The sequence below is a fragment of the Candidatus Nomurabacteria bacterium genome (assembly GCA_020632075.1).
Classification (GTDB): Bacteria; Patescibacteriota; Minisyncoccia; order Phycocordibacterales; family UBA918; genus OLB19.
The window spans coordinates 791,413-817,696 of record JACKGH010000001.1 but is presented as its reverse complement, the minus strand read 5'-3'; the positions used below and the strand labels follow the sequence as shown (position 1 = coordinate 817,696).

Sequence of the window (26,284 nt, the reverse complement as noted above, 5' to 3'; positions counted from 1 at the left end):
GGAACATCGATACATAATTATTATGTACGCTCTGTATCGATGAAGTTGTACGAGGGATATTCTACTAAAGCCTATTAACATCGCAATTGACGAAATACACTTTTTCAGCAGACTACCACATCCGCCGTCACAGCTAGTAAATAGGCCGTACTTTTGATATTGACATTTTTTTTGAAGGTGGTAAAGTTTTTCCAATGCAAACAAATGCACACATTGTGAAGACACGTATCGCTGCCAAGCAGTGGCTTTTTGCTACCGCTGCCAAGCGACAGAACCCAGAAATGTCTGGGCTCTCATACGTGTCTCTACTTTGTAGGCAATCTGGTTTGATGACGTAACTCCACCCAAGGAATTATTTCCTCTAAGCAGCTTGCCTAGGTGCAAGCCGCGAATTTCTTTTGTAGGTACAACACCTACAAGTTCTTTCACAACCACAAATAGGGAGATCTCAATGAGACCATTGCTCACCAAGATGAAAACGAGCAGGGAGGTCTTGCTCGATTCCATCGATACGATTCGGTGGATCTGGCTCGAACTACTCAGCCCTTCTGGTCGCAGTCGATCTGTTCGGTCGGTTGGACTGTTGCTCATCTCAACCCTGGTCATGCTGGCCGGGGCCTACGCCACTAAAGAAGCAGTTGATGCGCTCGCCGCTGGCGACCGCATCGCTGCACTGTGGTGGGTACTCATCGGAGTAGGAGGGCTACACTATGTGTCCCGATTTCTGATCGCTTGGCAAGCCTACGAACGAGAGCTCGCCTGGAACGACAATCACTTCCATGTACGAAGTCGACTAAACCGGCTGTTCTTTGAACGGACCACTGCCGAACTCAACTCAGAGGACAGTGACATCGGACCAGAGCAGATCGAAGCGGCCCAAAACCGCATCGACAGTCTGCTGCACTTGCTGCTCTTCAACTTTGCCCCGTCGGTCGTCACTATCGTCATTAGTATCGTACTCATGATACTGATCGATAGTATCGCGGCGCTACTCATGTTGCTCTTACTCAGTTTCAACATCGTCTGGTTTTTGTATCACAACGAAACCATCGATATGAAAATGAAGCCGGTTGACAAAGGGTTCCGACAGGTCAGCAACCGCATGGCTGAGTACTGGACACAATTCCAGACCACCAAAACAGCGGGAGTTGAAGACCGTGTCTGCGACCACGTCGACACCGACTTGCGAGCCGTACTCGATGCAGACCGTGCCGTTTGGGCCGACTGGTTCATCTGGCTCGATGTCAGACGAAGCTTGGTGAACATCACCAGCTTTGTGCTGATATTCGTCTACGGTGTCGTGATAGCTGCGTGGAGCCCTGGCGACTTTGCTGCGATGGGTGTCTGGACCGCTATGGTCGGGGAACGATTCAGTGTGATCGGCACGATCATGCGCCACCTCACTGAATACACAACTCGTATCAAAGCGATCCGCACCGCACTCACCAAACCGCCTGGCTTCGATCGAAACAAAGGTATTATCTACCAACCAACTATCGGAGGTGCACATGCACATGAGGTTGAATAATGTCACGCTTGCTCATAATGGAGCAGTGATATTGAAGAATGTCTCGATCGACCTACCACCTGGTTGTCGATTGGGACTGGTCGGCAGTAGTGGTGCAGGGAAAAGCACCATTATTAGTCTGCTCCGTCGCGACCTCGACCCCACAGCGGGCGAGGTGTTACTCGACGGACAAGACCTACGCGGGTTCAGCCTACGTAGTGTACTACCGTACATCGGTGGCATTCCGCAGACGACACAGGTCCTGACGGGGACTGTGCGAGAGAATATCTTGCACGGCCTGTCGCGGATCGATGGCGTCACTGACGACGCGGTCTGGGACGTGCTCGACGCGGTCAGTCCAAGCTTCCGCACTTTATTTAGGGAAGACGGACTCGACACCCGCGTCGGCAAGCAGGGCTTGCGGCTCTCAGGTGGTGAACGCCAGCGACTCTGTGTCGCCCGTTCACTGATCGAGCACCCGCAGTTTCAGAAGAGACTCTATTTGATCGATGAGGCCACGTCCGCTCTCGACTCCGAAACGGAGATCATTGTGCAACGCGGCATCGACCAAGCCTTGGACAAAGGAATGTCTGCGGTGGTGGTCACTCATCGACTTTCTACTCTGCGCGGTTGTAACCGATTCGCGTACCTACGCAAAGCGAGCGACTGCGACAACAATACTCCGCAGGTAGCTGCAGTCTGTGATTCACTTGGTGAGCTCTATGAGTACTTACCCGAATTCAGACCTATGGCTGACCTGCAGGGTATCTCGTTGTAGAAAGTGGTAGTAAGGCGCGGTCCATTTCATGGACCGCGCCTTTTCTTATTCATTGGCCAAAAACCACCTCAATGCTACAGTACATACGGTACAGTTCACGATACGGAGATGGTCATGGAACAATTCCTAGTGTCATATCTTTCGCTCATAACTTCCTGGTGGTGGATCAGCGCCGCATTGATCGCGTTTACATACCTGCACACTTCCGTCCTGAGGGAAGCTGACGGAAGACTAGGTTTCTTCAAAGCACTGCAGTTGACCTTCGTCGGCTGGGTAGGGATGGTCCCGATCGTTGCCAAAGCAGTTCCATCGAAACTGCAACTCGACTTCATCACTCGCTGGATCCTGCTCGACCTCGGTCCATTCTGGCAATTCACAGCCGTCATGCTTCTGTTCTGTATCGGACTTGGTCCGATCGCAGCGATCATCGTCTTTGGTGCAAGAGCTGTCGGCGTGTACTTTGACTCCGCATTTGCTCACGACGTGAGTCACTACGGACTCAAGAAAACGATCCGACTCTGGATCACACATACAGCCCCTTAAAATCACAATCGACAGACCCTAACTCGTTTTGAAGGGTCTGTTTTTGTATCTGAAGTGCTCACGGTAGTCTGTGTTATCATGTCCCGACATGTCTGAAAATCTTCCTTATACCGAAGGTCTTAACGACCCCCAAAAAGAAGCTGTTTTACATATCGACGGTCCGTTGATGGTCCTGGCCGGAGCTGGTTCGGGCAAAACACGGGTGATCACTCACCGCATCGTCCACATCATTCACCAAGGCGTCGCACCGCACAACATCCTCGCAGTAACCTTCACCAACAAAGCTGCCAAGGAAATGCGCGAGCGCGTGGTGGACCTCACCAAGAAATATTTCCCTTCCGATCGAGCGGTCATCGATAGCTATCCGGTCGTTACCACGTTTCACTCACTCGGCGTGCGCTTGTTACGCGAATTTCATGAAAGCCTTAATTTACGTCGTCATTTCACCATCTATGATCGGAGCGACAGCCAGAAAGCCGTGAAGCAAGCGCTGGAAAAGGCTGGCTACAACCCAAAGGAGTTCGAACCACGCAAAATGCTCTCGATCATTTCCCGTGCCAAGGGAGACGCGAAGACTGTGCTGGAATTCAAAGACGCGGCAAACTCATACCCTGAGCAAGTGGCCGGGGAAGTATGGGAGAACTACGAAGAGATCCTCCGCGCCGAACACGCACTTGATTTTGATGATCTCTTAGCAAAAACACTTAAGCTGTTAAAGGAAAACAAGAACGTGCGCGAAACCCTCCAGCAGCGCTACAAATATATTCATATTGATGAGTTTCAGGACACCAACAAAGTGCAGATGCAGATCGCAGAGCTCTTGGTGGGCGAAGCAGAAAACATCTGCGTGGTAGGGGACATCGACCAAAATATCTATAGCTGGCGTGGTGCCGACATCAAGAATGTGCTGCAATTCGAGCGCCACTTCCCGCGCGTCCACACTATTCTTCTAGAAGAAAATTACCGCAGTACGCAGACCATCATCGCGGCCAGTAACGACATCATTAAGAAAAACCAAAACCGCGTCGACAAAAACGTCTTTACCAACAATCACGAAGGAGAGAAGATCACCCTCTACGCCGGCATGACCGGTAGCTGCGAAGCAGACTATGTTGCCCAGACTGCCAAAGAACTCATCGCTGACGGTGCTGATCCAGCTTCAATTGCCGTGCTGTACCGCACCAACTTCCAGTCGCGTTCACTTGAAGAAGCATTCATTAATAATGACGTGCCATATCAGCTTTTAGGCACCAAGTTCTTCGAGCGAAAAGAAGTGAAGGATGTACTGTCGTACCTCCGCCTTGCACTGAATCCTGGCAGCAACGCCGACCTCACCCGCATCATAAATGAACCAGCCCGCGGTATCGGCAAGGTAACCATGCTGAAGGTGGTAGAGGGGAAGCGGGGTGAGCTGAACGCCGGCGCAGCCGCAAAGGTAAAGATATTTGACGACATCATGATGGATATCGCCAAGTGCGCCACTGAAAAAACCTTATCTGAAACCATTAAATTCATCATGAAGCGAAGTGGAATCGAAGACCACTACCGTGAGGAGGGAACCGAAGAAGCACTCGAACGCATCGAAAACCTCCGCGAACTTGTGACCCTCGCGAGCCGCTTTGATGACCTCGCACCGGAAGACGCAGTGGAGCAATTCATCGAAAACGCTGCGCTCCAGAGTGATCAAGACGAGATGAAAGAGAAGGAAGAGCAAAATGCCGTGCGTCTCATGACCATTCATGCCTCAAAGGGACTCGAATTCCCGTACGTGTTTATCACCGGCCTCGAGCAAGGCCTCTTCCCGCACGAGCGCCTCGATGATGGACGAATCGACAATGAAGAAGAACGCCGACTGTTCTATGTCGCCCTCACGCGCGCTGAGAAAAAAGTCTATCTCACCTACGCCCACATGCGCACCATCTTCGGCAGCCAACGCGTCAATGTGCCGTCAGAATTCCTCAACGACATTTCAACCGAACACGTCGAGCAAGCTGAGCCCGAGGGAAGGGGACACAATTCAGGGTACGAGACAACGGTGTATTTGGACTAAAGCAACAGACACTCAAGCAAGTCTGTTACAATTTATCTGCATGAAACCTTTTCTCGAAAAAGCACTCATTAGAAACAGCTCAAAAACATACCTACGTACGAATGAGTTTTTAGGCATTGTCACCATCATTTCAGTTTTATCGATCGCACTTGAAACTGTCTCCTCTCTCACTGAATACCAAACACTATTTACCATCATTGAGTACGTAGCAGTGGCTATCTTCACTATTGAATTTATTGCAAGACTGTACGCAAAGGATGAAAAGAAGGAATATTTACTGAGTTTTTACGGGATCTTAGACATAGTATCTATAGTTCCTACATATTTCGGCGTAGCCAACTTAACATTCTTAAAAACCGCCAGAATCAGTCGACTTCTCAAATTCCTCAAGCTCTCTCGTGTCGCAAAACTCTCACGAATCAGTAAGTACGCAAACAAAAATAGTAAGAAGGTCCAAGAAGTGCGGGTTATTTCTATGGAAATTTACCTTATAGCACTAGCTATTGCGGTTATGATCTTTGCTAGTTTGCTGTATCTTTTTGAAGGTGAAAGAAATGTATTGTTTGCAGACATACCCTCCGCAGTACTTTGGGTAACCACCGTATTGCTTGGCAGTGGCGTGAATCATGCTGATTTTTCAACCATCACAAAACTTCTTGTGGTTGGGCTACAGTTTACCAGCTTGCTGCTTTTCGGATTACTGATCGCAATTGTCGGTAACATGGTTGAACGTCGCCTTCTTGGATCTTCGAGCGTCGACTAAGTCACCTTGCTTGATTCGTACCTAAAGAAAGGTATGCTGTTGTTTGTGACCAATAACTTTCAACATAAAAAGTCCCTCGGGCAGCATTTTTTGAATAGTGACTACGTGCCGAAGCAGATGTGTGATGCGGCAGGGGACATAGCAGGCAAGACCGTGCTTGAGATCGGTCCGGGAACGGGGATTTTGACGCGGGAGATTTTGACGCGTGGCGCGAGGGTCGTGGCCGTGGAGGCGGATCAGCGGGCGATTTCGTCGCTTGAAGAAACCTTTCCTGACGAAATCGCCCGCGGTCAGCTCACCATCCACCACCACGACGCTCGTACCCTCGACCCAAGTCAATTTGGCCTTGAAAAACATAGCTATATCGTCATTTCGAACATCCCATACTACCTCTCCGGCAGCCTCTTCCGCAGCCTGCTCGATACCAACTGTCAGCCCTCAGACCTTGTCTTTCTTGTACAAAAAGAGGTCGCAGAGCGCATCGCGCGCGACCCGAAAGAGTCACTCCTCTCACTCTCGGTGAAAGTCTTCGGTGATCCTTCATATATATGTACCGTCAAGCGCGGGCATTTTACACCACCACCAAAAGTCGATTCTGCCATCGTCGCAGTTCACAACATATCTCACGACAAAATACCTGCCGAAAGCTACACAGCATTCTTTTCAATCCTTCATCTCGGCTTTGCGCAGAAACGAAAGCAACTACTCGGTAATCTATCAGCAGAATACGACCGGGGTCTTCTTGAAACGATCTTTACTGAATTACAGATCAGTCACACGGTGCGTGGGGAAGACCTGCCGCTCGCTGTTTGGCTGTCACTTTTATCCAAACTCCATCCTCAGCTACACCCAACCTCCACCAACAACTAATCCACTGTTTATACACAGTTTTGTGTTTTCTGTGTGAAAATAATTCAAACTGACCGATTTGTACTGTTATACTAATTGGTATATGCAGGGGCAGATTAACCCAAAGATAGTTGGCGCGACCGTCATCGGTTTTGCGCTTATCTTAGGCGCCTACACACTTAGTAGCCTAATGGAACCAAAAGCAATCCCATCTCAGACTGCTGCTGCCGTTGTCGCCTCAACCGAACGTATTGCGATCGAGGTGGTTGACACCGATAACAACGGCATTGAAGACTGGAGAGATGACTTCGTGACTACCGAGCCGGTCTTTCTAGATCAATCTGCTTCTACGTCCTACATTCCGCCAGATACACTCACCGGGGAAATGAGTATCAATTTTATGGAAGGAATTGTCCTATCTCGTGAGTACGGACCGTTTGGTAGTTCACAGGAAGAAGTTATCTCACACACCATTAATGTGTTGAGCCAACAAACAGAAGCAAAGATCTACGACACTCCTGATATCAGCATCATGAAGCAATGGGATGATCAAGATATCGTTAATTATGCCAATACTATGGCAGCTACCATAATCCGCCACAACGTACCTGATTTAGAGGGCGAGTTGTATGTGTTACAAGACATCGTTGTGGGGCAACAAATTGATAGAATGGATGAACTTAAGGGCCTCTCTGGTGTGTACAAGAACTACCGAGATGACGCTTTGCTCATACCAGTACCTGAGTTTCTTGTTAAGGAACATCTTGATCTTATTAATACATTCAACGCTATCCATCAAGATATCGAGGCAATGACCATGGTTATGGAAGACCCAGCTCAGACCATGTTGCGACTTAAGCGTTACGAAGATGACGCGACCGGATTAGCATACGCAGCCCAGAACATGTACCTAGCTGTTGAGCCGTACGCCAACCTGTTTACGACCGAAGACCCAGCATCACTGTTTGTTATTTTTAGCCCTGATTATCAAATGTAATTAATTTCTTATGGACACCCTTTTTGCACTCTTGAAGAAAACGATGGTCGCAACCATATTCATGGTCTTTGCGTTTGTGGCGACCTACGTACCACATCAGTGGAACAAGGTGGAGCATACTGAAGCTGCATTTGGACTTGAAGTGACACAGCTGGTCAACGTGGCGAAAAACTCAATTTCAGCCATTAAAAATACCATCACCGCAGCAAAGACCACTGTTATTGCCTGGGCCACATCGGCACTCCAATCGAAAGAGTGGGTACTAGACGGAATTGCTTGGGCTGTCGCGAAGCAGATCGTCAGATCAATGGTTAATAGCTTGGTAAACTGGATAAACTCAGGCTTCGAGGGCAGACCAATGTTTGTTACGAATTTAAAACGACACCTACTAGAAGCAGCTGACCAAGCAATTGGCGAGTATATCGCCCAGGAGATCAGTAGTTTTGTATGTTCACCTTTCCAGCTACAAGTGCGAATGGCGATCGATCTCCAATACCAAAACACTCGCATCAACCAACCAGCTCCAACTTGTACCCTGACCGGTATTATCGACAACATCACCTCATTCACTGATGGAGCACAGGGCAGCTTCAATGCTGGTGGATGGAATGACTGGTTTGATATCACTTCTTCTCCAGAGCAATACACTCCATACGGTGCAGCGCTCGCTGCACAGACTGGTGCAGAGATACGCATTTTAAATGCTCGCGGTGAAGAAGCGACAAAGATCGGTTGGGGAGACGGATTCCTCTCTGGCGAAATCTGTCGCATGGTCAGTGGTCCAAATGGTGCAACAGAAGATTGTTTCATCTCAAAGCCAGGCAAGATCATTGAAGAAGCACTCTCCTTCAATCTTGACTCTGGTCGCGAAGCACTCATCACTGCTGATGAGATCAATGAAATCATTGCAGCACTCCTTGGGCAACTTGCCAATAAGGCATTGACTGGAGCAGCCGGACTTCTTGGTCTCTCAGGTGGTACCGGTTACACGTACGCTGGATATGCTGGCGGTTCATACCTCAACGCGATGAGTCTACCAATTTCTAATGTCCCAAGTGCAGAAAATATCCTACAACTGGCTCAATCTGCTGTTTCGTTTGAAACTACATTCCAAGGTATCCTGGTAGACTATCAAAAGAAGTTTGCCGCTATCATTGCTGACCCAACCGCACCAGCTGCTCAAAAAATTGAAGCAAATACAGAACTCATTAAAATAGCTGGCCTAATTGGCGCTACTGGAAACAATGTAATTGTTCTAAACAACATCATCGGAGATCTAGAAGCAAATCCAGGTAACGTAGCAGTAGCAAATGCGTCTGTCGCTACCTACAGTGGCCTGACTCTCCACACATCAGATGAACTAACCGAGCTTATTGCTGAGTGGGAAGAAGTAATTCGAGAAGATCTAACCACACCATGAAAAAACTACGACACTACCTACCAGCACTCCTTTTGTTGACACCTGTTGTTGTGCTGTTATTTCCAAATGTAACATTCGCAGCAGACCCTGATGCTATACATGAGGTATTATGGGGTGTTGTAGTATCTTTCTTCGGACATGTTCTGGCTGGTACTGGCGGCCTTCTCTTGAATTACGGCGTGAACGACTTTGTGATCGGATTCGGCCACTACTTTAATAGTGGGGGCGTCGGAGTCGCGGTCAACCAACTCTGGGCGAGTGTCCGAGATCTCTTCAATATCACCTTCATCTTTGGTCTGGTATATCTTGGCTTCCGCATGATCCTCAACAGCGACGATTCTAGTACTCGCCGCGCTTTGGTGTACCTTATCCTCGCAGCCCTTCTCGTGAACTTCAGTCTCTTTATCACGAAGTTTGTGGTTGATTTCAGCAATGTGCTTGCGACTCAAATTGTGACCAATGGTTTCCCATTAGGAAGCACTATCCCAGGTGCAAAAATGGGTGACTGGTGGTATGACAAATACGATATCTCTGGATCATTCATGAATGATCTTGGTATTACTACGCTATTCGGTCAAGAGTCTCTAAAAACTGCTGTCAGTAACAAGGGGGGGTTGAGCAGCGGGGGATACTATGGCTTTATATTTGGCGCCATGATCCTCTTCATCATCATGGCCTTTGTCTTTGCTGCTGGTGGTATTTTGTTGATCATACGCTTTGCTGCTCTCTGTCTCTATATGGTGCTTTCACCACTCATGTTCCTTGGGTGGGTATTTCCGCAGCTCCAGAGCGTCACTTCCAAGTACTGGCGAGGCTTCCTTGGACGTGCGTTCTTTGCGCCTCTGTATCTACTTCTCGTATATTTTGCTGGTAAAATTATCTATCAATTCTACGGCAGTAAGGTTAACGGTGAACCTAATTTCGCAGCCATCTTTGGTCGTGACGGCGCTTCAATCCAGGCCAACTTCGGTGGCACCATTCCGCCATTTGTGCTTAGCTGTGTATTCTTGATTGCTGCTATTGTGGTGGCCAACAAAATGAGTGCTGACGGTTCAGCTGCTGCTATCCGTATCGGACAAAATCTCAAGAATCGCGCACAGCGCCGACTACAACGTACTGCTCAAGCTGTGCCTGGAGCTGCTTGGCGAGGCACAAAGTGGGGAGTGGCACACTCTGGCGCTGGTGCATACGCACGTTCAAAGACCAGTCAGCTTGGTACTGGCCTTGATCGTAAGATCACTCAGTGGCAAGCATCCGACAGTAAGCTACGTCGTATGGTAGCTGGAACTGTGGTGGCAGACACCATTGGTCGTTCTACTGCAAGCAAGATGCAGAACTCTAAGTTTGGACTTAAAGACACCCAAGCTGAACACGACAAGAAGGTTAAGACTATCGAATCTCGCCGAAGCAACCGTACAGATGTTCGAGACGGTGCTAACGCTCGCAATGAAGAAGCTCGCTACGATCGCAGCACCCACGCGATCGATCCTGACACCAACAAGGTAGTCACCCGTGAATCACTACAAAATGATCCTGATAAGATGCAGAGAGTTACTGACGCTGAAAAAGCTCGTGACGAATCGATTCAGAAAATGCGCGACATTGCATCTCGAGCGTCTGTTAAAGATCTGGAAGAAATGTTCCAGACTCAACCAGAGACATTCGAACAATTGGTTAGCGAGCTTAAGCCAGGTCAGATTGAGGGTCTTATGAAGAGTGACAACCTCACTGGTGATGTGAAGGGTAAGATCGCCAAAGTTCGAGATGATGCATTCAATAACGCGATCTCATCAGGCGGCAAGATCATGACCGATCAGCTCGCTAAGCTCTCTGCAAAGCAGATTGAAAACCTCGGCGCCGCCTGGATCCGTGAGAATGCACACCTCCTTACTTCGCAACAAATGGACGGGCTTGATAAGAGTGACGGTTTCAACGATCAGCAGAAATCTATGTTCAAAGCATCACGTAAGGCAGGCTTGATCAGTACCTTTAGTAATGCAAGTCCAGAAGTGCGCAAAGGAGTCTTCCATGACACGACTCGAGGTGTTGAAACCTACGACACAAGCACCCAGCAGCCAATTCAGACCACAACTTATGCTTCACGCGCAAAGAAACCTTCAGAAATTGCAAAACTTCCACCTGACATTCTCCTTTCAAACAATGCGCTCGAATACATCAATGCTGGTGTACTAGAAGAGATCTATAAACAAAAGACGCTTGATGCTACTCAGCGTGATCAACTACGCGACGCGGTACTGAGTAATGGAAACGAAGAAGCGAAGAAATACCTCACTAGTAAGGTTGGCGCTCGCGACTGGAACACTCCTGATGAATACTTGAACCAATCAGGCAGTAACTCAAATTCAAGCAATTCCGGATCAGGGAATTCTGCACAAAACCAATCAACAACTACTCAGTCTGAATCAGACGGAAACGGCAACTCACCGATCGCACTAGATTCAAACGTAGGCAACGCCCTTAGAGATCAAAATCGTAGCTAATACCTATGAAGAACATAACCAATGAACTAAGAGATCAAGCCTACGCTGCTGCCACCGACGAACAGTCACGCTTATATACCGCCGAGGAGACCTTCGTGGCTGTAAATACAATGATAACCAAGCATGGCATCACTGGTAGTGAACAGGGAAGTTTATTCTCCACTATTGTGGGCGATGTAATCCTAGGTCTTCGCAATCAATCTGAACTACCGCAAATACTCACTGAAGAGCTCAGCATTCCTACCGAGAAAGCTGTTGCGATCACTGGTGATGTCATTGATCTCATCTCAAAAGGAGCAGCACCAACACCTACTCCAAACCAAACACTAAAAGACGCGTCCCATATCCGCACCATGCAGCAAGATATGAGTCAGCACAACATCCCCGATGAGATCATATACACCTCTACCCAAGATGCGATCTTGCAAGAGGGGAGACTAGGCAATCAATCAAACCCACAAACATTACCGACCAACCCAGCAATACAACCGTAGTGGGGATAGCCTCGCTACACACATACTCTTATCGTACACCACCATGTATAATGGTGGTGTATGCATTTTGAGGTACCACAGTTCATTGAGGTTGAAGATAAGATCTTTGGCCCATTCACCTGGAGACAGTTCTTGTATCTAGGTGGTGGTATCGGCATGGCAGTGGTTATTCTCCTTACAACGAACTTTTTTGTTTTTATCTTGATCGGCTTGCCCCTCGGCATTCTTGCTGGCGCACTTGCATTTTATCCTGTCAACAACCGGCCATTCTCTTTTTTTCTTGAAGCCATCTTTAATTACGCTAGCAAACAACGTTTGTACTTGTGGCGACAAAAGACTGAAGTGGTCCACAAAAGCGAACCAACTGCACCTCAGAACACTGGTTTCACTGCCGTAAGTGTGCCGCCGCCATCAACCCAACAAGAAAAGAAAGACATCAGCTCACTTGCGCGTAAACTAGAATTACAAGCTATGCAAAAATCCGAATAATATGCCAAGTACTCAAGCCGCTACACAAGATTTTGTTTCAATTCGCGACATTAAAGAGAATGTTGTGATCCAAAAGAATGGACAGATGTGCATGGTCATTTTGGCATCATCGGTCAACTTTGCACTCAAGTCAGCTGATGAACAAGAGGCGATCTTGTTGCAGTTCCAACAATTCTTAAACACACTTGATTTCTCACTCCAGATCTACGTCCAATCACGTCAACTTAACATCAAGCCCTATCTAGAACGCTTACATAGCCTAGAGTCTAAGCAAGATAACGACCTCATGCGGATCCAACTTCGTGAATACATTGAATTTATTCAATCATTCACCAACAATGTCGATGTGATGAGTAAGAACTTCTTTGTCGTCGTTCCGTATAGCCCAGCGAAGCTTAATATTGCAAAGGGTATCACCAATCTTTTCACTCCCGGACAAACACGGGGCGTCTTACCTACCGACGCTCTGTTTGAGGAACACCGCATCCAGCTTGAGCAGCGCACCGCTATGGTGATTGAAGGACTAGCTCGTGTTGGAGTCCGCACTATCACTCTCCAGAAAGACGATCTGGTTGAATTTTATTACCATCTTTACAACCCAGGCGACCCGACTGGATCTGCGCCATTAGTTGAAAACGCATAAACATATATGGGAATCTTTGATGCACTACAACCAAAAGCAAGTACCACTCCAGAAGGGAACACCACCCCTTCAATTGGTGATCAATTACTAACGCTGACTGATGTTATTGCTCCATCTGCGATCAAGATCACACCAAATAGTATTAATATCAGTGGGGTGAATGCGCGAGTGTACTACGCGGTTTCATACCCACGTATTCTAAACGACGGCTGGATCGAACCGATCCTTAACTTAGCCAGCGAACTTGATGTTACCTTGTTTATTCATCCGATCGACACTGCCGAAACACTCAAGAAATTCCAGAAAAAAGTAGCCGAGGTACAGAGTCAGATCAACATCAAAGCCGAGAAAGGGGAGGTGCGTGATCCACAACTTGAAGCTGCGTATCGCAACCTGGAAGACCTTCGCGACAAGCTCCAACAAGCAGAAGAAAAACTCTTTAATGTTGGATTCTACATTGCGATCTATGGTGCAGATGATTCGGAACTAAACCAGATCGAAAACGATGTGCGCGGTATCCTTGATGCTCGTATGGTGGCCATGAAACCAGCCCTCTTTCAACAAGAACCTGGTATTAAAAGCATCTTACCCCTCGCCTCAGACGAACTCTTAGTGCACAGCAAATTCAACTCAGCACCACTCTCAAGCTTTTTCCCGTTCACTTCATTTGACCTCACATCTGACACCGGGATCCTGTACGGCATCAACCGTCACAACTCATCACTTGTCCTTTTTGATCGCTACAGCCTCACCAACTACAACTCAGTAACCTTCGCCACCTCAGGAGCAGGGAAGTCATACACCCTTAAACTTGAGATCCTGCGCTCACTTATGTTTGGTACTGAGGTTATCGTCATTGACCCAGAACGAGAGTACGAATACCTGGCTGACGCCACTGGCGGCCGTTTCTTCAACATCTCACTTTCTTCCGATCACCACGTCAACCCCTTTGACCTACCCAAGCCCGCTGAGGATGAAGATCCACGTGACGTACTTCGCACCCACATCATCGAGCTGGTCGGACTTTTCCGACTCATGCTCGGTGGCTTGACACCAGAAGAGGAAACACTGATCGACCTAGCAATCCAAGAAACGTATGCACTCAAGGACATTACCGGTGATACTCAGTATGCCGACATGGAGCCACCACTCCTTTCAGACTTCGAAATGGTTCTTGCGGGCATGGATGGCAGCGCTTCACTCATCACCCGTCTACAGAAATACACTTCCGGTACCTGGGCAGGCTTTATGAACGAACCAACCAACGTTGATATCAACCAGAAGTTTGTAGTGTTTTCACTCCGCGATATGGAAGACGAGCTCAAGACCATCGCGATGTATATCATCACCAACTTCATTTGGGGTTCGATCCGTCGTCGTCTTGCGAAGCGACTGATGGTGATCGACGAGGCGTGGTGGATGCTTAAGAGCGAAGACACTGCATCATTCCTCTTCAGCCTCGCCAAGCGCGGTCGTAAGTACTATCTCGGCATCGCGACAATTACCCAGGATGTAGATGACTTCCTTCGCTCACCTTATGGCGTCCCGATGATCACCAACTCTTCGATCCAGCTACTCATGAAGCAGTCTCAGACCGCGATCGATAACATTCAGAAAACCTTCAATCTCACCCAGCATGAACGACTACACCTTCTAGAGTCAAACGTGGGGGAGGGGATCTTCTTTGTAGGACTAAAGCACGTCGCCATCAAGATCATCGCTTCATACACCGAAGATCAGATCATCACCTCAGACCCATCCCAATTACTCCAGATCAAACGCGCACGCGAAGAACTGCAGGCATCACGCATGTAGTATACTTTTAGGGTATGGCGGAGCCAGCTCGAAACATTAACCCCAACGACCGCACCAGACATGTGCGGCGTAGTGGTCGTCTAGAAGGTAATGAGTCAGTATATAGCTATGACCCTAACCGCCGTTTTCGTGGCCCCCGGACCAGAAAGGTAGAGACTACTACTCCCACAGTTACCCAAGCCGGTTCTGCACCAACCATTTCTGAACGGTTCACTCAGGAACAATATGTAGACGCAGGAATCCAAGCAAAAGGTCTTGTAGGTCCTGATGTCCAGGCTCCCAACCAACAAACCATTGATTCTACTCGCGGCGCAGCAGTGGAATACTACCCTGAACCAGAATATGAAGAAGACTTCGTTCCCGCCCAGTCGATCAAATTAAAGAAGAAGGGTCCTTCTGCTGCAAAAGTTGCTTTAGGAAGAACAAGAGCATTCGCTGTTAATACTGGCATTTACGCCTGGGCATTCCCACTCTGGTTAACATTTCAAGTACCTTTAGCTATGATGAGCCTGATTTTCTTGGGAATGGCCATTACTATAAGAACTTTTTTCTCAAAAAATGTTTCTGAGAACACTGAGGGTGGATTTTTGGTCCAAATTACAGACCTATTTTCTAAGGTAGTCAAAACACTATTTGAAGGACTTAATGTTGTAAGTAAAGCGATTTTTCACATTGACCTAACGATACTCGACCCATTGAACTTTTACTTTATCCTACAAACAGTCCTGTGGGGTTATGGCGTTATCCTGCTACTTACTATTTACTTGATTTACAAGTTTGCCTTCTTAAATCCCTTATCTGGAAATAAATCAAGTGCGAAATGGGGTTGGCTTGCACTAGCAGTCATTGGATATGCCGTACCTCTTGTTAGTTTATTCCCATGCTTTTTTGCATGGACCATTGCAGTATTTAAAGATCCAAAGTAAAAATACCCCAAAGGTTACTTTGGGATATTTTGTTGCGACTATTTCCGTCCACATCACAGCTTCATTTTCATCATACCCGGCTGTAACTTACGATTCGCATCTTTCTCAGTCCACCCATTCTCCTTCATGATGCGGTTGGGATTGTACATTCCCGTCAGACCCTGACGAAGAGTACCTGACTTTGTTATCACAAAGTCTTCACAATCCGCGGGGTCTGCTTTACAAGCAGGAGAGATACGCGGTAGCACATCTTCGTTCGCATGGGCAACTTGTGCACCACCAACCATGAGCACAGTCCCTGCAAGGACCATTGCCATTTTACTAGCCATGACGGCCTCCATATAAAAAGGGAACTGTGTCCCGTGAACAATGTGATATTGACAGAATTACAATTATCACGCCTATAATTCTTAATATCATAGTATTTAACACCTTGCAAGACATGATTAGCAACTATATACACAGATATGAACAAGTTTATCCTCAGATATATCCACAATTCCTCTAAATGTACATTTCCCCGATATCAACTAACGTGATCATTTTTACCAACCCCTATCTGGTATGATTACTGATATGAGGACATTTAGTATACTTTTTCTCTTCTTACTGTTCGGTGTTGTCGCACCGACACATGCACAATTTAATACCAACGAATTCGGTGCGCCTGCATCAGGAATTGATCTCCAACCGACCCACCCCCGACCTGGGGAGGAGGTGACAGCCACTTTAAATGACTACCAAAGTAGCCTGAATACTTCCATTACTTGGCTATTTGACGGAAAGGTAATTGAAGAGGCAGCTAATAAGCGACAGACATCATTTATCGCTGGAGAAAATGGTTCTCAGCAGATCATTCAAGTGGTATTGACTGATGGAATTGGTGGAAAACGCACCATAAACAGTGTTATAACACCAATGTACCTTGATATTATCCTCGAGCCACAAACACACGTGCCAGATTTTTACCTTGGTCGAGCTCTACCAAGCTATGGCAGTATTGTAAACGCAACTGCACTTGTGAGTGAGGCCACATCACAGAACAACAACTATATTTACACCTGGCAGTTTGGTAACCAGGTCTTGGAAGGAGGTCCGATTCGCGGCCGTAATCAAGTTTCATTTACTATTCCAAGAGACCCTAAAACAATACTTTCAGTTCAGGTTAGTCGACCAGACGGTACAGTTGTTGCCAATCGATCGATTTTTGTTGTTCAGCAAGAACCTGAATTGTACTTTTATGAGGTGAGTAGTTTGTTTGGCGTAAAGACAACCGCATCAATCAATTCATACGCCTTGATTGGCCCAAGTGCGGTACTGCGTGCTGAGCCGTACTTCTTAGATTCTCGTGTATACAACAACCCTGGCATCAGTGAGTGGGAAGTTGATGGTAGAGCAACCAGTGGGCTGTCAGGAAATCCGTATGAAGCCACTATTCAACGAACACGTCCGACAGGCCAAGCTAGCCTAAACTTCCATGTTCGCAGCCTGGAACAAGTCTTACAAGGAGTAGAAGATGGCATCACCATTAACTTTTAGCTAACCTATGAAACGACCAATTCTCATTATCATCGGTGCCATCCTTGTATTCATTTTATTGGCAGTATGGGTGTACATACTCTTTTTCGGCAAGCCTTCAGGTGGGGATGATACATTCAACAATCTTAACTTTGGCGACACCACTGACACCACTGTAGTAACACCGCAACCAACCACTGAAACGCCTGTAGTTGATGTGACCGGACCCGAACGTCTACGTCAACTCACTACTGAACCGACCGCAGGATTCCAAATAGTGCAACAAGACGCCAGTTCGACTCCTATGGTGTATTACATTGAAGCGGGTACCGGGCACATCTTTACCATTTCTCTTGCTGATGGGGAAGAAGAGCGTATCTCAGGCACCACAATCCCAGGCGCACGCACTGCAGCAATGACCCCTAACGGAAAGCATGTGATCGTACAGTCAGGTACAACTGGGGAAGTGATTATTGGCTCTTTCAGCACCAGTAGTAATGGTCTACAAAATGTTGGGCTGGAGGGAATGGTAACTAGCTTTGCTGCTACTATTAACAACACTTTCTTGTATGCAACTAAGGTGTCATCTGGAGTACAGACATACGAATATGACCCAATATCACACACCTCAGCACAGCTGTTTACAATTCCATTCAGAGAGGCTGCTATCAAGTGGGGTGAAACAGCCGACTCAGTCCATTATGTGTACCCTAAAGCCAGCTCACAACTTGAGGGATTAGTGTATGAAGTAAGAAATGGAAAAGTGACACGCTTACCAATTGATGGATATGGTTTGACTGCTTACGGTAATGGCTCAGCTGTCATTGTAAGTAAACTATTCGGTGGGAAAACTTACCAATCATATTTATACACCCCACAAACTGGCTTAAAAAATCTTCCTATTACTACGCTGACTGAGAAGTGTACCTCATATCACACACACTCATCTTTTGTATGTGCTGCAGGTACCACACAACTTGACGCAACCTTACCTGACAATTGGTACAAAGGGGTAACAACTTTTGCTGACGATCTCTGGAAGATCACACCTTCTCTCAACTCTGCCGAACGCATTTCCAGTATACGTTCTGAGAGTGGTAGGGAACTAGATATTACAACACTTGTTGTTTCCATGTCTGACGACATCTTATTGTTCCTAAATAAAAAAGACCAAACACTTTGGCTGTTCGAGTTACCTGAAAATGTCTCGTTTGAGACTACATTACCTGAGTCATTACCAACTAATTAGTGTGTTATGAAATTTGCCATCACCTTACTATTTGTTGCGCTACCGAGCATTCTGCTTGCGGCTGCACCAACCTATGAACCATTAGTTGGTATACCAGGAGTTCCCGCAAATTCTGATCTCAACACCTACATAAATGCATTGTATGCATTATCAATCATAGTTGCTGCATTACTAGCGGTGATAAAGATCATTATTGCTGGAGTAAAGTGGATGATGACAGATATTGTTACTTCAAAGAGCGAAGCTAAGAAGGATATTCAAGGCGCACTACTTGGGCTTTTGATCGTACTAGGGGCAGTGATCATTCTTACGGTTATCAATCCAGATATTGTAAAAGTTAATCTGAATATGGACAGATTGACCACAAAGACCACCTTAACCAAAGATACTAAAGTTGCTCTAGACGCCTCAAAAGTACAGACCGTAAATATACCAGGTGCCGCCGGTGCCACTATGGAGGTTATGCCTGAATCAGCTGGAGTCGATCAAAAGATTGCTTTACAGGAGTCATGTCCAAGCACAGCCGGAACTACTGGTGGCGTTGGACAAGCACAACAATCTTTCCTGATCAATAACGAAAGTCGTTGTTTTACGTTTGATTCCGCTCAATACACATCAGTGTATCAAGTTCCAAGATGTCAAACTGAGGCGTGTGATGTAGTATTCACTAGAGCAGAAGATTCATGTAAAGCTAATGGTGTCTTACAACTAGATCCAACCTACCCAAACGTTGCTTGGTGTTTGCTGAAAAAGTAAAGATAACTACCGATGCTTGCGGATGAAGTACTCTTGTCCGATCGTGACTAAGTTACTTACCACAAAGTATAGTGCGATCGTCGCGGAGAGGGAGTAGGCGACAAAGAAAATCAGTACTGGCATCACGTATTTCATCTGCGTTTGCATATTGCGCATAAAATCCTCCTTCATATCCGGCTCCGCTCCCTCCTCTTTAGGAGGGAGTTTTGGCATGGTGAGATTCACATGAATGAACTGGGTCACACCAGCCCCTAATGCTAACAAGAGACTACGCTGTGTAATATCAAAATGACCCAAGAAGTTCATTGTCACTTCTAGTGGTGCAGCGACAAATGAATACAAAATATCTAGATTGATGTCAGGCAACGCCACGCCGCCACCGCTGTACACCGAAAAGTAGAGTGAGATGATGATCGGAATTTGGATGAACATCAAAAAGATACTCGCAAGTGGGTTCATTCCAGCATCCTGGTACACCTTCATCATTTCTTGCGCCTGGAGCTGCCGATCATCTTTGTACTTTTCTTTAATTTCCTTGATCTTAGGATTGATCTCTTGCATCACCTTCTGTGTCTTCACTGCCTTGATAGAGATCGGTAGCAAAACAGTCTTTACAAGCAAAATAGTCGCAATGATCGCCAACCCAACATCACCACCTGGTATTACATCAATAAAAAAGACCAGTGCATTATAGACTGGGTCAAAGAAAAATGTGTGCCAAATCCAACTAAACATAATATGCCTATTCTACGCACTTTTTATCACTTGGGCAATTATTGATCGAAACTCTTCGGCTGCTTGTTTTCGTGACAAGGTTGCAAACGCAGGCTTAACGATCACCAACAACACACCTTTATAGTTACTTGAAGATAGTTCATTATGGAGCACCGCAAATACTCTCCGTTTGATCAGGTTTCGCTTTACCGCACTTTTCACCACCTTCTTACTCACCACTACCGCCACCTTACGTTTTGGGAAGGGAAGTGTGATGATCGAACAAAGTGGGAAATGATGTCGTTTCCCAGTGGCAAAGAAATCAGTAAATTCTCTTTTGGTAACACGTTCACTTTTTTTGAACATACTTACAACACTACAGTACTAGCTTCTGACCAGCAACGAATCTATATACTTTTACCCTTATCCATTTAAAAAAGCTCATTACTGAGCTTTTTTAACGGTAAGTTGCGCGCGACCCTTCCGGCGACGAGCCTGGATGATCTTTCGGCCAGAGGCTGTTGCAGATCGGACGAGGAAGCCGTGGGTGGTTGCTCGCTTACGCTTACTTGGTTGATACGTTCGTTTTGCCATACCTGATAGATTTAGTACCAGGGAACTATACAGGAATATCAAAAAAGTTCAATAGGGAGGGGACGTCTTTCGACTTGTGCACAGTTTATACACAGTTGCATTTTTTTAAGAAAATTTTGGGTAGAAAAATCAATTGATTTTTCTAAAAAGTTTACAGTTTTCCACAGGCGAGTATAATTCTGATTACGAAAAGATTTTGATGCACCATGAATCCTATCTCACACTCAGCAACAACCAATAGTATCGTTCACACCGAACAAGTTGATGTAAAACAGTTGTGGGATGATGCACTTGTTAAGATCGAACTCTCTATTACTACCGCAAATTTCAAGACTTGGTTCCGTGATACTCATATTGTGTCACTGGAAGACGGCACTGCCACTATTGGTGTACCAAGTGTGTTTGTAAAAGATTGGCTGCAAGACAAGTTCCAGACCATGATCCTGAAGACCTTGCGAGACCTCACGCCGCATGTTCGCAGTGTTGAGTATACTGTCGCGCAACGTAACGAGCGTAAGCAAGAGTCAACCAAGAATCAGACAGTTAATGCCGCTCTCCCACTTGAAGACTACTACATCAATAAGAGCGATAACTTAAATCCTAAGTACTCTTTTGACACATTTGTGGTCGGACCTTACAACGCACTCGCACACGCTGCTGCTAAAACAGTGAGTGAGAAGCCAGGTATCACCTACAATCCACTCTTCATATACGGTAAGACTGGTCACGGTAAGACACACCTTATCCAGGCGGTAGGAAACTACATTAAAAAGACCGGGAAAAAGGTGTTCTATGTTACCTCTGAACGATTTGCAGTTGATTACTTCAACGCGCTCCAGAGTGGTAGCGCCAACAACTTCAAGGATCGGTACCGTCAGTACGACGTACTGATCATGGATGACGTGCAATTTCTAGCCTCAAAGGAGAAAACTCAGGAAGAACTCTTCCACCTTTTCAATGCACTACATGACAACAATAAGCAGATCGTCTTTTCGAGCGATCAGCATCCAGCTCTTCTAAACGGCATGGAAGAACGACTCCAGTCTCGCTTTGCCCAAGGTATGATCGTTGACCTTCCAGCACCTGATCTCGAGTCACGAGCAGCGATCTTGCGCGCAAAAGCAGCCCAGAACAGCATCACACTCAATGATGATGTAGTTGACCACCTCGCACAGAGCATTGAAGGGAATGTGCGTGAACTTGAAGGTGCTCTCAATACCATCATGTGTCAGTCACAATTACTCGGACGTGCGCTTTCCATAGATGAAGTGCGCACCATCATTAAAAACAGCTCTCGACCTCGAAAAACTCTCGCTATTACTGATGTGGTGGAGAAGGTAGCACGCTACTACGATATCGATCAGGCGAGTATCTATGAAAAAACACGTCGAAAAGAGGTAGTAAAGCCGCGTCAGATCATTATGTACATCCTTCGTGAAGACTTCCAGGTCTCGTATCCAGCGATCGGTAAGAAACTAGGAGGCCGAGACCACACCACCGTCATTCACTCCTGTGAGAAGATCAAGGAGGAACTGAAGAGCAACACGGAGCTTGAAGAAGAGATCACACAAGTACGATTACTCCTTAAATAACACCTAAAACTGCCGGATCAATCCGGCAGTTTTAGGTGTTCTACACAACAACTGTGAGTAACTTGGGAATTGGTGTACATAAGAACCATATAAACCTGTAGATAGCGACTATGAGTAAGCTGGATAAGTAGAGAACAACACGCACTTTTACCCACAATTATCGTGAATTATTAATCCTTAAAACACCTATCCACATCACTATCCTCAACAACCCCAAACTCGCCCACATAGTTACCAAAAACAATCACCACGAATGAGCCTTAGAGCACACCATAGATTAGACTTTTGCACACTTCCACACCCCTAATAATAAAGAGTAGAATGAGTTAAAATAAAAATATGGAGATAACTATTCCACACAAACAACTCACGGAAGCACTTGAGCTAGTAGGACGAATAAGTACAAAACATGTCACACTACCAGTACTCCAGTGTGTTCGCATGGAAGCAAAGGATGGAGTCATCACCTTGCAGGCAACCAATTTAGAGATCAGTATTGAGATTCCACTCGATGGAGAAGTTGTTGAAGAGGGGGTGGTGGCTGTGCCGAGTCAGATCTTTCTGCAGAGTATCCAGTTCATTTCACAAAAGGATATTACGCTCCGTACTGAAGAGCAGGTGCTGCAGCTTGAGACAGCAACCACAAACACCTCGATTAAGACATTCGCTGTAGATGAGTTTCCGACGCAGCATCAGCTGCAAGGAGAGGAGCTTAAGGTACAGGGTGCAACTTTTGCATATGGTATCAAGAGCGTAGCGTTTGCGGCCTCTCAGACATCAATTAAACCAGAACTTGGCAGTGTGTTTATTCAGCAGAAGAAAGAGCATTCACTAACTTTTGTGGCAACCGACTCGTTCCGCTTGATGGAGAAGACAGTATCTCAAAAAGGGCTTGTATTTGAACAATCGATCATGGTGCCGCAAAAGAACGCGCTTGAGTTGGCACGGGTGTGTGAAGTAGTGCATGAGGATCCAGTATTTATTACAAATGAAAACCAGTGTGCGCTTCGGTTCCCGAGTGGGGTGTATATTTCTTCACGACTCGTAACAGGTAGTTTCCCAGATTATGTACAGATTATTCCAAAGGAGTTTGTGACACATGTGACTGTTCTGAAGGATGATCTACAGCGATCGTTTAAGAAGACAAATATCTTCCTTAATAAATTCCGTCAGGTATCACTGATGATCACTGATGCAAACCTGACTATTTCGTCACAAAATAACGAGGTAGGTCACACAACTGACACGGTGCGTGCGCAGGTAGAAGGGGAGGAGTTGTCGCTTAATTTCAACCAGCAGTACATTATGGATCCACTACATCATATTAACGATGATTCGGTTAAAATGAGTTTTGCCGGTCTTGGTCGAGCAATGATCATGACTGGAGTGACTGATCAAAGTCTCCGATATTTAGTGATGCCAATGAATAAGTAAGTGTGTAAATAAAAGGCCGGCGGAAGCGAAGCTTCCGCCGGCCTTTTACGTACCATAAGACGAGTATATACTACTACCATGGAAAACTACTCCACTCCAAAAGCAATGAAGCAGATGAGTGATCTGTTTGAGAAGTATAAGAATCACTTCAAGCCACCACAGGCTTCGGTAGAGAAGGTGGTGGTTGAGGCTATAGAGGCCATAGCGGGCTTTGAGGTGTCCATAGAGCAAGTGACGTACACTGTTTCGACTAAGACAGTCTCGTTGGCGATTCCGAGTATTCTAAAGACGGAATTGCGGATGCGGCAAAAAGATATCTTGGAGTACTTGCAACGCTCGCTAGGGAAAAATAACGCTCCCGTAGCAATCCTCTAATTACGCCTGCGGCGAGTAGTATCTTCGGATGCTGGTTCTTCATCTTCAGTCGCATCAACGTTTTGTGCTTCAAGAAGCAGGCCAAATGTCTCCTCGTTCCATTTTTGGACCCCGTACTCCCAGTTGTCATATTGTGGATCATTGTTTGGATTAGCAGGGTATCCGCCTTGTGGGTTGTCTTTATCAACAAAGTGCAAGATAGAATGAATATTTCCGTACACAGTTGCGATGTCAATTTTTGGCCCTTCATCGTCAGTGGCGTTTTGGGTTTGCATTGCTTCAAGGAGCAGGGCGGTATCGATGTATTCGCCGCGTAGGATCGGTTTTACACCTGCAGTATTGATCTGTGGCTGAGGAAATGTTTCTTCAGGTAGTTTTTCTAGCGCAATATCCATAAAAGCACGCCACATTGGGGTGGTGATGAGTCCTGAAAGACCACCGCCCATAGCTGCATTATCGTTGTTTCCACACCAGGCACCAACCGCAATATTAGGTGCATAGCCCATGATCCACGCGTCACGGAGATTGTTGGTGCTTCCTGATTTTGCAGCCACATCGCGGTTAGGGAAGTTGATCATTGAGTTTGAGCCCCAGAGTGGAGTACGCGCCACGTTGTCGGAGAGCACATCACTCATCATATAGGCAACATTTTCGTCTAATACACGATTAGTGACCACTTCAGGTTCTTCCAGGACCGTTCCTCGACTATCTTCGATTCGGAGAATTGTACGCGGTTCTGCTCGAAGGCCACCGTTGGCAAATACGCCGTAGGCGTAGGTCATATCCATAAGTCGCACTTCACCACCACCAAGCACGAGTGTGAGGCCATACCGGTCTGGATCATTGAGCGTGGTGAGTCCCATGTCAGCCGCAAATTTAAGTGTGTCCTGTAATCCGGCCAGGTAAAGGGTCTTAACGGCAGGAATGTTTAGCGATTGAGCGAGAGCATTTCGCATGCTGATCGGGCCGACAAACTTGTGGTTGTAGTTTTGTGGTGCGTAACATGGCGATTCTGAGCTGGTGTCCCATGGCTCGCAAAGTGGTGAGAATTGTGTTGCAACATCAAATAAGATGGTTGAAGGTAAGTAGCCTTTGCGGAAAGCGTTGGCGTATACGAATGGTTTGATTGATGAACCTGGTTGACGGGGTGCTAGTGTGACATTGAAGTTTCCTTCAATGTCTTCGCTGAAGTAATCTCGTGATCCGACCATTACCAATAGGTCCCCGGTTTTTGGATCGGTTGCTACCAAACCGGCGTTGCTAGCATTAAAACGCTCAGTATTTGAGGCAGCTTTTTGTGCCACGATCCGTTCCGCTTCTTTTTGTAGTTCCCAATCAAGAGTGGTAATAACTCGGAAACCCTGTTCAGCCATCGCTTCTTCACCATACTTCTCAGCAAGTTGTTCGACGATGTACATAACAAAGTGTGGGGCGCGGATGCCGGTCACGGCTTGTGGTTGGAATTCAACCACTTCCGTCTTAGCTTCGTCATATTCTTCAATAGTGATGAATCCATTGAGTCGCATGCGATCAAGTACAAGTAAATGCCGAGCATCAAGCGCATCGCGGTTATTTCCGTACGGTGAATAGAAAGTAGGAGCTTGTGGAATCGCTGCGAGATAAGACGCTTCAGCTAACGTAAGTTCACTTGCACCTTTTCCAAAGAATGCTCGTGAAGCTTCCTCAATACCGTAAATGGTTCCTCCATATGGTGATTCATTTAGGTAGATCTCCAAAATATCCTCCTTTTCCATTACTTGTTCAAGTTTGATCGAGAGGATCGCTTCCTTAACCTTTCGACTTAGTTTTTTATCACGATCAAGTACGGAGTTTTTGATGACTTGTTGGGTGATGGTCGAACCACCTTGTCCGCCAAGGAGATCACCAGCAGTGAAGTTGGATACAGCTGCGCGAATGATCGCTCGGAAATCGATTCCGATGTGGTTGTAGAACTGGTCGTCTTCAATAGCAACGGTAGCATTCTTGATGTGACGTGACATCTCCTCAAAAGGGATGATGGTGCGACGGACATCTTGATGAAGGTCATAGAGGAGGACTTCACCAGTACGGTCGTATATCTTGGTTGATTGGAGTACGCGGCGTTCTTCAAAGGCAGAAAGGTCTGGGATCTCTAAAGTGGAGATCCACACTAAAACACCAGCAGCAACGATGATAAGTGCTGCGAAACCAAAAATAAAAAGATCAATGATCATTTCTTTCCAGTTCTTTCCAAACCAAGAGCGGATTCGTTTCATATAATTAGCTATATAGCCATGT

At 46.5% G+C, this 26,284-nt stretch carries 26 protein-coding genes; 21 read left to right on the top strand and 5 right to left on the bottom strand.

Features of this window, described 5'->3' with window-relative positions; all coding sequences use genetic code 11:
• Positions 1-194: 194 nt before the first annotated feature.
• The 15 genes from H6786_03945 (at position 195) to H6786_03875 (ending at position 15,775) form a co-directional block, all read left to right on the top strand.
• On the top strand, positions 195-338 hold the full coding sequence (locus H6786_03945; GenBank protein ID MCB9816521.1) for a hypothetical protein: 144 nt from the start codon (positions 195-197) through the stop codon (positions 336-338).
• Between the two features lie 113 nt (positions 339-451).
• Entirely contained in the window at positions 452-1,528 is a 1,077-nt protein-coding gene (locus H6786_03940) for a hypothetical protein (protein MCB9816520.1), read from the top strand.
• Positions 1,515-2,285 carry an ATP-binding cassette domain-containing protein gene (locus tag H6786_03935; GenBank protein MCB9816519.1) on the top strand — a complete coding sequence of 257 codons (771 nt, stop codon included), beginning with the start codon at positions 1,515-1,517 and terminating at the stop codon, positions 2,283-2,285. The genes H6786_03940 and H6786_03935 overlap by 14 nt, the downstream gene beginning before the upstream one ends.
• Positions 2,286-2,399: 114 nt before the next feature.
• Positions 2,400-2,828: a hypothetical protein gene (locus H6786_03930; GenBank protein MCB9816518.1), complete on the top strand. Its 429-nt coding sequence runs from the start codon at positions 2,400-2,402 to the stop codon at positions 2,826-2,828.
• A gap of 88 nt (positions 2,829-2,916) precedes the next feature.
• A complete protein-coding gene (locus tag H6786_03925; protein MCB9816517.1) occupies positions 2,917-4,878 on the top strand; it encodes a UvrD-helicase domain-containing protein in 1,962 nt (653 codons plus the stop codon).
• Between the two features lie 40 nt (positions 4,879-4,918).
• Positions 4,919-5,641, top strand: a complete 723-nt coding sequence (locus H6786_03920; protein ID MCB9816516.1) for an ion transporter — start codon at positions 4,919-4,921, stop codon at positions 5,639-5,641.
• 45 nt (positions 5,642-5,686) lie between these two features.
• On the top strand, positions 5,687-6,511 hold the full coding sequence (gene rsmA, locus H6786_03915) for a ribosomal RNA small subunit methyltransferase A (protein ID MCB9816515.1): 825 nt from the start codon (positions 5,687-5,689) through the stop codon (positions 6,509-6,511).
• A gap of 82 nt (positions 6,512-6,593) precedes the next feature.
• Positions 6,594-7,487, top strand: coding sequence for a hypothetical protein (locus H6786_03910; protein MCB9816514.1), 894 nt, complete (start codon positions 6,594-6,596; stop codon positions 7,485-7,487).
• Between the two features lie 10 nt (positions 7,488-7,497).
• A complete protein-coding gene (locus H6786_03905) occupies positions 7,498-8,907 on the top strand; it encodes a hypothetical protein (GenBank protein MCB9816513.1) in 1,410 nt (469 codons plus the stop codon).
• Positions 8,904-11,408, top strand: coding sequence for a hypothetical protein (locus H6786_03900; GenBank protein ID MCB9816512.1), 2,505 nt, complete (start codon positions 8,904-8,906; stop codon positions 11,406-11,408). Before H6786_03905 ends, H6786_03900 begins: the two co-directional genes overlap by 4 nt.
• A gap of 5 nt (positions 11,409-11,413) precedes the next feature.
• Complete coding sequence (locus H6786_03895) at positions 11,414-11,902, top strand: hypothetical protein (protein MCB9816511.1); 489 nt, start codon at positions 11,414-11,416, stop codon at positions 11,900-11,902.
• Between the two features lie 60 nt (positions 11,903-11,962).
• On the top strand, positions 11,963-12,391 hold the full coding sequence (locus H6786_03890; GenBank protein ID MCB9816510.1) for a PrgI family protein: 429 nt from the start codon (positions 11,963-11,965) through the stop codon (positions 12,389-12,391).
• Between the two features lies 1 nt (position 12,392).
• Positions 12,393-13,034, top strand: coding sequence for a hypothetical protein (locus H6786_03885; protein MCB9816509.1), 642 nt, complete (start codon positions 12,393-12,395; stop codon positions 13,032-13,034).
• A gap of 6 nt (positions 13,035-13,040) precedes the next feature.
• Positions 13,041-14,849, top strand: a complete 1,809-nt coding sequence (locus H6786_03880; GenBank protein ID MCB9816508.1) for a DUF87 domain-containing protein — start codon at positions 13,041-13,043, stop codon at positions 14,847-14,849.
• Positions 14,850-14,863: 14 nt separating this feature from the next.
• Positions 14,864-15,775, top strand: a complete 912-nt coding sequence (locus H6786_03875) for a hypothetical protein (protein MCB9816507.1) — start codon at positions 14,864-14,866, stop codon at positions 15,773-15,775.
• Between the two features lie 53 nt (positions 15,776-15,828).
• Here H6786_03875 and H6786_03870 read toward each other — a convergent pair whose 3' ends face one another.
• A complete protein-coding gene (locus H6786_03870) occupies positions 15,829-16,104 on the bottom strand; it encodes a hypothetical protein (GenBank protein MCB9816506.1) in 276 nt (91 codons plus the stop codon).
• A gap of 247 nt (positions 16,105-16,351) precedes the next feature.
• Here H6786_03870 and H6786_03865 point away from each other — a divergent pair, with 247 nt between their 5' ends.
• Genes H6786_03865 through H6786_03855 form a run of 3 tightly spaced genes read left to right on the top strand, consistent with a single transcriptional unit; the run spans position 16,352 to position 19,298 of the window.
• Positions 16,352-17,314 (top strand): hypothetical protein, encoded by a 963-nt coding sequence (locus H6786_03865; protein MCB9816505.1) that lies wholly within the window; start codon positions 16,352-16,354, stop codon positions 17,312-17,314.
• Between the two features lie 7 nt (positions 17,315-17,321).
• Positions 17,322-18,542: a hypothetical protein gene (locus H6786_03860; protein ID MCB9816504.1), complete on the top strand. Its 1,221-nt coding sequence runs from the start codon at positions 17,322-17,324 to the stop codon at positions 18,540-18,542.
• Between the two features lie 6 nt (positions 18,543-18,548).
• Positions 18,549-19,298 (top strand): hypothetical protein, encoded by a 750-nt coding sequence (locus tag H6786_03855; protein ID MCB9816503.1) that lies wholly within the window; start codon positions 18,549-18,551, stop codon positions 19,296-19,298.
• Positions 19,299-19,304: 6 nt separating this feature from the next.
• Here the strand turns inward: H6786_03855 and H6786_03850 are convergent, their stop codons facing one another.
• From H6786_03850 to rpmH, 3 genes are all read right to left on the bottom strand, one after another.
• On the bottom strand, positions 19,305-20,033 hold the full coding sequence (locus tag H6786_03850) for a membrane protein insertase YidC (GenBank protein ID MCB9816502.1): 729 nt from the start codon (positions 20,031-20,033) through the stop codon (positions 19,305-19,307).
• Positions 20,034-20,045: 12 nt separating this feature from the next.
• On the bottom strand, positions 20,046-20,378 hold the full coding sequence (gene rnpA / locus H6786_03845) for a ribonuclease P protein component (protein ID MCB9816501.1): 333 nt from the start codon (positions 20,376-20,378) through the stop codon (positions 20,046-20,048).
• 78 nt (positions 20,379-20,456) lie between these two features.
• Positions 20,457-20,606, bottom strand: coding sequence for a 50S ribosomal protein L34 (gene rpmH, locus H6786_03840; GenBank protein MCB9816500.1), 150 nt, complete (start codon positions 20,604-20,606; stop codon positions 20,457-20,459).
• Between the two features lie 206 nt (positions 20,607-20,812).
• On the opposite strand from rpmH, the gene dnaA reads away from it, so the two are divergent.
• From dnaA to H6786_03825, 3 genes are all read left to right on the top strand, one after another.
• Positions 20,813-22,198 (top strand): chromosomal replication initiator protein DnaA, encoded by a 1,386-nt coding sequence (gene dnaA / locus H6786_03835; GenBank protein MCB9816499.1) that lies wholly within the window; start codon positions 20,813-20,815, stop codon positions 22,196-22,198.
• 339 nt (positions 22,199-22,537) lie between these two features.
• On the top strand, positions 22,538-23,632 hold the full coding sequence (gene dnaN, locus H6786_03830) for a DNA polymerase III subunit beta (GenBank protein MCB9816498.1): 1,095 nt from the start codon (positions 22,538-22,540) through the stop codon (positions 23,630-23,632).
• Between the two features lie 78 nt (positions 23,633-23,710).
• A complete protein-coding gene (locus tag H6786_03825) occupies positions 23,711-24,007 on the top strand; it encodes a hypothetical protein (GenBank protein ID MCB9816497.1) in 297 nt (98 codons plus the stop codon).
• Here H6786_03825 and H6786_03820 read toward each other — a convergent pair.
• Positions 24,004-26,262: a penicillin-binding protein gene (locus tag H6786_03820; GenBank protein MCB9816496.1), complete on the bottom strand. Its 2,259-nt coding sequence runs from the start codon at positions 26,260-26,262 to the stop codon at positions 24,004-24,006. The two genes, H6786_03825 and H6786_03820, sit on opposite strands and share 4 nt — an antisense overlap.
• Positions 26,263-26,284 lie beyond the last annotated feature (22 nt).